At 47.4% G+C, this 9,170-nt stretch carries 9 protein-coding genes; 7 read left to right on the top strand and 2 right to left on the bottom strand.

Features of this window, described 5'->3' with window-relative positions; translation table 11 throughout:
- Positions 1-415 precede the first annotated feature (415 nt).
- The 4 genes from purM (at position 416) to purD (ending at position 4,916) form a co-directional block, all read left to right on the top strand.
- Positions 416-1,459, top strand: a complete 1,044-nt coding sequence (gene purM / locus ACH0QE_RS07970; RefSeq protein ID WP_415800163.1) for a phosphoribosylformylglycinamidine cyclo-ligase — start codon at positions 416-418, stop codon at positions 1,457-1,459.
- Positions 1,456-2,058: a phosphoribosylglycinamide formyltransferase gene (purN, locus tag ACH0QE_RS07965; protein ID WP_415800162.1), complete on the top strand. Its 603-nt coding sequence runs from the start codon at positions 1,456-1,458 to the stop codon at positions 2,056-2,058. The genes purM and purN overlap by 4 nt, the downstream gene beginning before the upstream one ends.
- Positions 2,037-3,575 (top strand): bifunctional phosphoribosylaminoimidazolecarboxamide formyltransferase/IMP cyclohydrolase, encoded by a 1,539-nt coding sequence (gene purH, locus ACH0QE_RS07960; protein WP_415800161.1) that lies wholly within the window; start codon positions 2,037-2,039, stop codon positions 3,573-3,575. The genes purN and purH overlap by 22 nt, the downstream gene beginning before the upstream one ends.
- Before the next feature lie 78 nt (positions 3,576-3,653).
- Positions 3,654-4,916 (top strand): phosphoribosylamine--glycine ligase, encoded by a 1,263-nt coding sequence (gene purD, locus ACH0QE_RS07955; protein WP_415800160.1) that lies wholly within the window; start codon positions 3,654-3,656, stop codon positions 4,914-4,916.
- Here the strand turns inward: purD and ACH0QE_RS07950 are convergent.
- A complete protein-coding gene (locus ACH0QE_RS07950) occupies positions 4,894-4,989 on the bottom strand; it encodes an EYxxD motif small membrane protein (RefSeq protein ID WP_415800164.1) in 96 nt (31 codons plus the stop codon). The genes purD and ACH0QE_RS07950 overlap by 23 nt on opposite strands.
- 159 nt (positions 4,990-5,148) lie before the next feature.
- Positions 5,149-5,421, bottom strand: a complete 273-nt coding sequence (locus ACH0QE_RS07945; RefSeq protein ID WP_415800159.1) for a YgaP family membrane protein — start codon at positions 5,419-5,421, stop codon at positions 5,149-5,151.
- Positions 5,422-5,808: 387 nt separating this feature from the next.
- Here ACH0QE_RS07945 and ACH0QE_RS07940 point away from each other — a divergent pair, with 387 nt between their 5' ends.
- The 3 genes from ACH0QE_RS07940 (at position 5,809) to ACH0QE_RS07930 (ending at position 8,997) form a co-directional block, all read left to right on the top strand.
- Complete coding sequence (locus tag ACH0QE_RS07940) at positions 5,809-7,548, top strand: adenine deaminase C-terminal domain-containing protein (RefSeq protein ID WP_415800158.1); 1,740 nt, start codon at positions 5,809-5,811, stop codon at positions 7,546-7,548.
- A gap of 64 nt (positions 7,549-7,612) precedes the next feature.
- The gene (locus ACH0QE_RS07935) at positions 7,613-8,653 is read left to right on the top strand and encodes a DUF3048 domain-containing protein (protein ID WP_415800157.1); all 1,041 of its coding nucleotides are present in this window, start codon (positions 7,613-7,615) and stop codon (positions 8,651-8,653) included.
- 29 nt (positions 8,654-8,682) lie between these two features.
- Positions 8,683-8,997 (top strand): YerC/YecD family TrpR-related protein, encoded by a 315-nt coding sequence (locus ACH0QE_RS07930; protein ID WP_023626236.1) that lies wholly within the window; start codon positions 8,683-8,685, stop codon positions 8,995-8,997.
- Positions 8,998-9,170: the final 173 nt, after the last annotated feature.

Raw genomic sequence — 9,170 nt, 5'->3', positions numbered from 1 at the left:
TGAGTGTCGAGGGCATGCTTGAAGCAATCGGGCACAATGAACCTGGCGAAACACGCGGCCAGTGTCTTGCTTGTTTTACCGGGAAGTACCCGACAGAAATCTATCCGCAGGCAGTGCCTGCTGGGCAGAAGTGCTGATGCGTATTAAGTTGGATTTCCTAAAATTAGGATGAAGGTGCAATTATGTCAGGTTATCGCGCGATTATACGAAAAGACCGTGCAATTATAGGATATGTTCGTGCAATTAGTCCCGATAACCTTGCAATTTAGGCGATTTTGCGTGCAATTAACCCGGATGGGTGTGTATTTAGTCAACCTTTCGTGGAATTCCGCTATAGCAGGGCGTCGAATATCATATTTAATCAGGAATTAAGAAGCTGAATGATAGATAAACAGCCAAATCGGAGGTAGTGAACATGGCAAATGCGTATAAGCAGGCTGGTGTGGATATTGAGGCCGGGTACGAGTCGGTCGAACGGATCAAAAAGCATGTCAATCGGACGGTCAGGCATGGTGTGATGGGTGCATTAGGCGGTTTCGGCGGAATGTTCGACCTTTCCAGCCTTGGGCTACAGGAGCCGGTGCTCGTTTCAGGCACGGATGGAGTTGGCACGAAGCTGATGCTGGCATTCATGATGGACCGGCATGATACAATCGGCATAGATGCTGTCGCAATGTGCGTGAACGACATCGTTGTCCAGGGAGCGGAGCCTTTATATTTCCTCGACTATATCGCCTGCGGTAAAGCAGTGCCGGAAAAAATCGAAGCGATTGTCAAAGGGATTGCCGATGGCTGCGAGCAAGCTGGCTGTGCACTGGTTGGCGGGGAGACCGCGGAAATGCCAGGGATGTACTCTCCGGAAGAATACGATTTGGCTGGCTTCTCGGTCGGCGCCTGTGAAAAAGCAGATATCATCACAGGACAGAAACTCAAAGAGGGTGATGTGCTGATCGGACTTGCATCAAGCGGAATCCACAGCAATGGCTACTCACTTGTGCGCAAGGTCTTTTTCGAGCAAGCTAAATGGGAGCTTGACCGGTATGTTGATGAGTTCGGCTGTACGCTTGGCGAAGAGCTGCTGAAGCCAACCCGCATTTATGTAAAATCGGTACTTGCCGCGATGAGACAGTTTGAGCTTAAAGGCCTGGCCCATATTACGGGCGGCGGTTTCATTGAAAACATTCCGCGTATGCTGCCGGAAGGACTTGGCGCGAAAATTGATGAGGGCAGCTGGGAAATTCCACAGGTGTTCAAGACAATTGAAACTCTTAGTGAAATTGAACGCAGCGACATGTACAATATCTTCAATATGGGTATTGGCATGGTTGTGTCTGTTGAAGCGAAAATTGCACATGAAGTTGTGGAGTTTTTTAACGAGTGTGGAGAGCGGGCTTCAATAATCGGCACAGTTACTGATAATGAAGGAATCCTTGTAAAATCGGCTGGTGAAGCACTATGAAAAAAATAGCTGTTTTTGCATCAGGGAGCGGGAGCAATTTTCAGGCGATTGCCGTGGCGGCACAGTCAGGTATTCTGAATGCTGAAATTTCGCTGCTTGTATGTGATAAGCCAGGTGCATTTTCGGTAGATCGTGCGGAAATGCTAAATATACCAGCTCTGGTGATCAGTCCGAAAAGCTATCCTGCCAAAGCTTCGTATGAGGCAGAAATTTTACAAAAGTTAATCAGCCTTGAAGTAGAAATGATTGTCCTTGCAGGATACATGCGCCTCATTGGGCCGACATTGCTTGAAGCCTATGAAGGGAAAATCGTGAACATCCACCCGTCACTACTGCCAGCGTTTCCTGGGAAGGATGCGATTGGGCAGGCGCTGGCAGCGGGAGTGGAGAAAACCGGAGTGACGATCCATTACGTGGACGAAGGAATGGATACCGGACCGATCATTGCGAGCGCTTCGGTAAAAGTCGAAGCAGATGAAACAAGGGAGTCACTTCAGAAGAAAATACAGCGGATTGAACACAGCCTGTATCCAGAAGTTTTGGAGGAGCTGTTGAACGGAGAAGAGGAGGCATTACAATGGGAAAAAAGCGTGCACTGATCAGTGTTTCAAATAAGGAAGGAATTGTCGAGTTTGCGAAGGAGCTTGCCGAGCTTGGATTTGAAATCGTCTCGACTGGCGGTACAAAAAATGCGCTCAAGGAAGGTGGCGTTCCTGTCATTGGAATCAGCGATGTGACGGGTTTTCCGGAAATCCTTGAAGGTCGTGTGAAGACGCTGCACCCTAAAATCCATGGCGGCTTGCTTGCGAAGTACGATGATCCTTCTCATCAAGCGCAGTTGGCAGAAAATGAAATCGAGAAAATCGAGCTTGTCTGCGTCAATTTGTATCCTTTTAAAGAAACGATTTCAAAGCCTGGTGTGACAGCGGAAGATGCGATTGAAAATATCGACATCGGCGGTCCGGCGATGCTGCGCGCGTCAGCTAAAAACCATCAATACATAACGGTGCTAGTCGATCCTGCTGATTATAAGCAGGTGATTGAAGAGTACAAGAATCAGAATGGAACAACAATGGAAACCCGCCGTTGCCTCGCTGCTAAGGTGTTCCGCCACACGGCTGCATATGATTCGCTGATTGCTGAATATATGACAAGCCTTGCAGGCGAGGAACAGCCGGAAAAAATGACAGTAACTTTCGAGCTGAAGCAAAGCTTGCGCTATGGAGAAAATCCACATCAGAAGGCTGCTTTTTACCAGAAGCCGCTTGGATCGGCTTTTTCAGTGGCCGCTGCGGAACAGCTTCACGGAAAAGAGCTTTCCTATAACAATATCAATGATGCCAACGCAGCTTTGCAGATTGTAAAAGAATTCACAGAGCCTGCAGCGGTTGCGGTCAAGCATATGAACCCTTGCGGAGTTGGTGCTGGTAAGGACATTTTTGATGCATTTGGAAAGGCATTTGAAGCGGATCCGGTTTCGATTTTCGGCGGAATCATTGCCTTGAATCGCGAGGTAGATAGGGAGACTGCGCGCAAGCTTTATGAAATCTTCCTTGAGATCATCATCGCCCCTTCTTTTAGCGACGAAGCACTGGAAATTTTAACGGCGAAAAAGAATCTTCGGTTGTTGAAGGTCTCATTTGATAGTGAAGCTTCAAAGGAATACACCCTTTCGTCAATCGAAGGCGGATTGCTTGTGCAGGAACAGGATGCATATGGCTTTGACGATGCTGAAATCTCTGTTCCTACGAAGCGTGAACCAACGGAAGCAGAATGGGAAGCCTTGAAGCTTGGATGGAAGGTTGTTAAGCATGTTAAATCCAACGCGATTGTCGTGGCGGATAAGGATATGACATTAGGAATCGGCGCTGGTCAGATGAACCGAGTTGGAGCGGCTAAAATTGCGCTGGAGCAGGCTGGTGCGAAAGCGGATGGAGCTGCGCTCGCATCTGACGCATTCTTCCCGATGGATGACACAGTCGAAGCGGCAGCAAAAGCAGGAATCACGGCCATCATCCAGCCAGGCGGATCCGTCCGAGATGCAGATTCAATCAAAAAAGCGGATGAATATGGCATTGCGATGGTGTTTACAGGCGTAAGGCATTTCAGACATTAATGGCTGGCAAGACGCAGATTTGGTTTTGAATCAAGCGTTAAGTTAAAAGCAGTCCTGATTACAACGGAGGTGCGGTTTATGAAGGTTCTTGTGGTTGGCAGAGGGGGCCGGGAGCATGCAATTTGCCGGAAGGTCAGCGAAAGTCCGCTTGTTACGGAGGTTTTTGTGGCTCCTGGCAATCCTGGTATCGAGGATTGTGCTAATGTGATTGCGATAAATGAAAATGATACTGAACAGCTTGTTGCATTTGTTAAGGAAAACCAAATCGGCCTGACGATCATCGGGCCTGAGGTTCCTTTGCAGGCAGGATTGGCGGACCGTTTTATTGAAGAAGGGCTTAAGGTGTTCGGCCCTCGTAAAGGAGCGGCAATCATTGAGGGAAGCAAGTCATTCGCGAAGGACCTGATGAAAAAGTACGGCATCCCGACTGCTGCGTATGAAACTTTTACTGATTATGCTGAGGCAAGGGATTATCTCGTGAAGGTTGGCGCCCCGATTGTCATCAAGGCTGATGGACTTGCGGCTGGCAAAGGTGTCGTCGTCGCAATGACCATGCAGGAAGCGGAAAATGCTTTGCAGGAAATGATGCTCGACGGAAAATTTGGTGATGCATCGGCTAGTGTGGTCATCGAGCAATTTTTAACAGGAGAAGAGTTTTCGCTGATGGCATTCGTGAACGGTGAAAATGTCATTCCATTGGAAATTGCCCAGGACCATAAGCGGGTGTTTGATGGCGATAAGGGTCCGAATACCGGCGGGATGGGTGCTTATTCACCGGTACCGCAAATCCGGAAGGAATCAATCGCGGTTGCAGTAGAACAAATACTTCAACCGGCGGCGATTGCGATGGAAATGGAGGGGCGCAGCTTTACAGGAATTCTGTATGCTGGCCTGATTGAGACATCGGATGGGCCAAAAGTGATTGAATTCAATGCGCGATTCGGAGACCCGGAAACCCAGGTGATTTTACCGAGGATGAAATCAGATTTAGTCGAGGTCATTCTCGAACTGCTTGAAGGCAGAAAGCCTGAGGTGGAATGGCATGAGGAAGCAATGGTCGGCGTAGTTGTCGCGGCCAATGGCTATCCAGAGGAATATGAAAAAGGTGCCGTATTGAAGGGTATTGAAAACATGTCGCAGGTGTTTCATGCGGGCACAGCGAAAAACAGTGAGGGTGAGTTCGTGACGAACGGCGGCAGGGTGCTGCTCGTCGGTGCGAAAGCGGCATCGTTAAAAGAAGCACAGCAAAAAGTGTACGTTGAGCTAGAAAAGCTTGACTGCCCTGAAACCTTCTACCGCAGGGATATCGGCAGCAAGGCTATCGGGCGCGTCTCTTGCTAGAACCTTTCATATAAACGAGCAGCAGGGCGATAATGCTGCCAATCAACGCGATCCAGACGAAGCTGACGTCCATTATATATTCCCAGAACATAAAATCATCTCCTTTAGTTTAGTTGAAGCCCCCGGTTAATTGGGGGCTTTTATTATTGACAAAGAAAATTTACATTTCACTTCGAGAATTGTCTAGCTCCAGCGCTTGTCGGGACTGACCAAGGCGCATGCGCTTTTCAAATTAACTTGGGTTATAAGGTATCCATCCTTCAGAATCACCATCTTCGGCATTTTGCTGTTCCATCATATCCTGCCCTTTCTCATAGGCAGCGGTCAACGGGCAATAGCGGACAATCCCTTCTCCGACTTTCATTGCACCAAGCATCGCCATGAAAATGTAGGAATCTCTCCACGGACGTTTTACCATTTTCGAAGTCGACCATGCGAGGATTGTCAGCCCCGCTGTAATCCTGACGAGTGCGTTGATGATCCCAATATTCGGTCTTACATTCATATTCTCATCACTCCTTTGCTCCATTTTTACAGTTAATTTGAAATTCTTTAGTGCGTTAAACAGTGAAATATGTTACGATAGTACAACAATGTAAGGGCTTTCTTTTTTGTGATTAGTTTTGTTGAAATTCAATTTTATTAAAACCTGTTGAATGCAGTGGAAGGCGCGAAGACTCCTCCGAAAATGCTAACGCATTTTCATCGTGCGTGGGCGGGTTCACGGAAGCGTCTCAATGTCCTGCGGGATGTACGGGACAGGGGAGACCCCACAGGAGTGAAGCGACGAGGAGGCTCCCCGGGCCGCCCGCGGAAAGCGAAGCGCCTGGAACGAAAATCAACAGTCTAACTTGTATATAACTTTTTAAAATAGAGAAAAGGGGAACATGGTATGGAACAACGTTATCGATGGAAAAACAAACAATTGCGCGACCATGCTGCTGTTTTGGACGGCACCCTTTCACCGACGGTCTTATTGAAAAATGCGACATATTTGAACCAGACATTCCGCAAGTGGATGACTGCAAACATTTGGATTTACAATGACAGGATTGTGTATGTTGGTGAAAACCTGCCTGAAAATACAAAGCAATGTGAAATAGTGGATTGCACCGGGATGAAGCTGGTGCCGGGCTATATTGAACCCCATGCCCATCCGTTTCAACTTTATAATCCCCATTCTTTCGCTGCCTATGCATCGCAGACGGGGACGACGACGCTGATTAATGACAATATGGTGCTTGCTTTACAATTAGGTAAAAAGAAAGCGTTTTCTTTTATCAATGAGCTGAATGACAATCCGGTCACGATGTACTGGTGGTGCCGCTTTGATGCGCAGACCGAAATCCAGCATGAGGAAGAGGTCTTCTCCAACAGCAATGTCAGGGCCTGGCTTGAGCATGAGAATGTCGTCCAGGGCGGTGAGCTGACTTGCTGGCCTAAGCTGATGAACGGTGACGACATGATTCTTCACTGGATGCAGGAAACGAAGCGCCATCACAAGAAAATTGAGGGGCACTTTCCTGGTGCATCGGAAAAAACGCTCGCGAAAATGATGCTGTTCGGCGCAGATTGTGACCATGAGGCGATGACGGGCGAGGAAGTCCGCAGAAGGCTGTTGCAGGGATATATGGTTTCGTTGAGACATTCATCGATCCGCCCTGATTTGCCGAAGCTGCTGGACGAGATTCATGAACTGGATATTGCTGTATATGACCGTTTCATGATGACGACAGACGGAGCATCCACTGCCTTTTATGAAAATGGCGTGATCGATGAATTGATTCGAATTGCAATTGAAAAGGGCGTTCCGGTCATCGATGCTTATAATATGGCAAGTATCAATGTGGCGCGTTATTATAATTTCGAGCATCTTCATGGCAATATTGCGACAGGCCGGGTGGCGAACATCAATATTTTGAATAATGAAATGAACCCGACACCTGTGTCAGTGCTGGCAAAGGGCCAGTGGGTGAAGCGAGATGGAGAAGCAATCGATGCAGCGAAAGAAATGGACTGGTCCGAAATGGGCTTTGAGCCGCTTAAAATGGACTGGGAACTGACAATGGATGATATGCAATTCTCGATGCCGTTTGGAATCAAAATGGAGAATTCAGTCATAACGAAGCCGTATTCGATTTCAATCGATGTGTCCGCTGAGGAACTATCGTCAAACCATGATGAGTGCTTTTTCATGCTGATCGACCGAAATGGAAAATGGCGAATCAATACGATGCTGAAGGGCTTTGCGACAAATCTGCAGGGGCTGGCAAGCTCGTTTTCCAATACCGGAGACATCATCTTGATTGGGAAGAACAAACAGGATATGATCGCTGCTTTTAACAGGATGAAGGAGCTCGGCGGTGGCATAGTGGCGTGTGAAAATGGTGTTCCAGTCAAGGAGATTCCGTTGAGGCTGCAGGGTATCATGTCCAGCCATCCTGTGACGGAGCTGATGGCAGAGGAGAAGAGGCTGCTTGAATACTTAAAGGAAAAAGGCTATAAATTCGCCGATCCGATTTATTCACTATTATTCTTTAGCTCAACGCATTTGCCATATATCCGTATCACCCAAGAAGGCATCTATGATGTGATGAAAAAAACGGTACTCTTTCCAACGATAATGCGTTAAAATATAACAGTGCATCTAGAGATAGACAGCCATGATCGAACTTGGAGATCAAGGGGTGGCGAAAATGAGAAAAAAATGGATCGCTGTGCTGGCGGCCGCGATGGTGCTTACGGCCGGGTGCAGCAGTAAAGAGACAGAGAAAAAAGAAGCAACAGAACATAAAGAAAAAGAAATTGAAGTAGAAGAGGTTGTCACACCGGAGGAACTGCCGTATCAGTTCCCGCTGACCGGGGTGGGGACTGCCGAGGAGAGTTTCGACCGGGCAGTGGCCGTGGTGGTCAATAACCATCCAAAGGCGCGTCCGCAATCGGGTCTTCACAAAGCTGACGTCATCCATGAGGTTCTTGCCGAAGGAGACGTTACAAGATTCGTGGCGATTTTTCAAAGCGAACAGCCTGAAAAAATAGGGCCCGTCCGCAGTGCGAGGGAATACTTTATCGATTTGGCATCTGGGTTTGACAGCTTTTTCATCGCGCATGGCTACAGCCCCGAAGCAAAGGAAATGCTTGATCGCGGAGTGGTCGATAACATCAACGGAATGCAATATGATGGAACATTGTTCAAGCGGGCTGATTTCCGTAAGGCACCGCATAATTCTTATATCACCTATAAGAATATCTTGAAGGGTGCGGAGAAGAAGGGTTACGTACTTGATGAAGCACCGGCTCCTGCAGTATTCTTGAGCAGTGAGGAAGCTGGACAGCTGGGAGGTACTCCGGCGGAGGAATTCATGGTAACATACGGTTCACCGTCGTTCGATGTGATTTACGAGTATAGCGCAGATCAACAGAAGTACCACCGTTTTAATGGCAGTGATGAAACGATTGACCTTGAATCGAAGGAACCTGTTCTGCTCGACAACATCCTTGTCGTGCAAATGGACCATCAGGTAATTGATAGTGCCGGTCGCAGGGTCATCGATATGGACTCCGGCGGCAAGGGATATCTGTTCCAAAAAGGCAAAGTGAATGAGATACAATGGAAAAATGAAGCTGGCAGGATCGTCCCTTATAAGGATGGGGTTAAAGCTGGTTTCGTTCCCGGGAAAACATGGATCAACATTGTCCCATCAATCAGCGATGTCTCATTCGACTCTCAACAATAAAATTCTGAGTGAATTAAGGGGTAGACTATATGCAAATTGATAAATTAAGAGGAAAAGAACTCGATCAATTATTCAAGGCGATTTTATCGCTGAAAGATCTCGACGAAGCATATCGCTTCTTCGACGACCTGGCGACAGTGAACGAAATCCAGTCGCTTGCACAACGCCTTGAAGTTGCCCGCATGCTACGTGAGGGCAAGACTTATCATAAAATCGAAACAGAAACAGGCGCAAGCACGGCAACGATTTCCCGTGTCAAGCGATGCTTGAATTACGGAAACGACGCTTACGAAATGGCACTGGAACGTTTGAAAGAGCAGGAAAACGCTGAAAAAGCGAAATAGTATTTGATGAAGGACGGAACCGGAGGGGTTCCGTTCTTTTTTATGTGCTGGCAAAATGGAAAAAATCGCTGATAATTTCCAATTCGCTATAAAAATGAAAAAGTCGCTATATAAATCTAAAAGTCGCTATATAAATGAAATTTCCGCTATATAAACGAAAAAGTCGCTATATA

The sequence above is a fragment of the Mesobacillus sp. genome, assembly GCF_047739415.1.
Classification (GTDB): domain Bacteria; phylum Bacillota; class Bacilli; order Bacillales; family Cytobacillaceae; genus Mesobacillus.
This window is presented reverse-complemented; position numbering and strand designations above follow the sequence as displayed.

Coding starts and splice junctions, on each gene's coding strand:
- purM (WP_415800163.1), top strand. CDS start 416: ATGGCAAATGCGTATAAGCAGGCTGGTGTGGATATTGAGGCCGGGTAC.
- purN (WP_415800162.1), top strand. CDS start 1,456: ATGAAAAAAATAGCTGTTTTTGCATCAGGGAGCGGGAGCAATTTTCAG.
- purH (WP_415800161.1), top strand. CDS start 2,037: ATGGGAAAAAAGCGTGCACTGATCAGTGTTTCAAATAAGGAAGGAATT.
- purD (WP_415800160.1), top strand. CDS start 3,654: ATGAAGGTTCTTGTGGTTGGCAGAGGGGGCCGGGAGCATGCAATTTGC.
- ACH0QE_RS07950 (WP_415800164.1), bottom strand. CDS start 4,989: ATGGACGTCAGCTTCGTCTGGATCGCGTTGATTGGCAGCATTATCGCC.
- ACH0QE_RS07945 (WP_415800159.1), bottom strand. CDS start 5,421: ATGAATGTAAGACCGAATATTGGGATCATCAACGCACTCGTCAGGATT.
- ACH0QE_RS07940 (WP_415800158.1), top strand. CDS start 5,809: ATGGAACAACGTTATCGATGGAAAAACAAACAATTGCGCGACCATGCT.
- ACH0QE_RS07935 (WP_415800157.1), top strand. CDS start 7,613: ATGAGAAAAAAATGGATCGCTGTGCTGGCGGCCGCGATGGTGCTTACG.
- ACH0QE_RS07930 (WP_023626236.1), top strand. CDS start 8,683: ATGCAAATTGATAAATTAAGAGGAAAAGAACTCGATCAATTATTCAAG.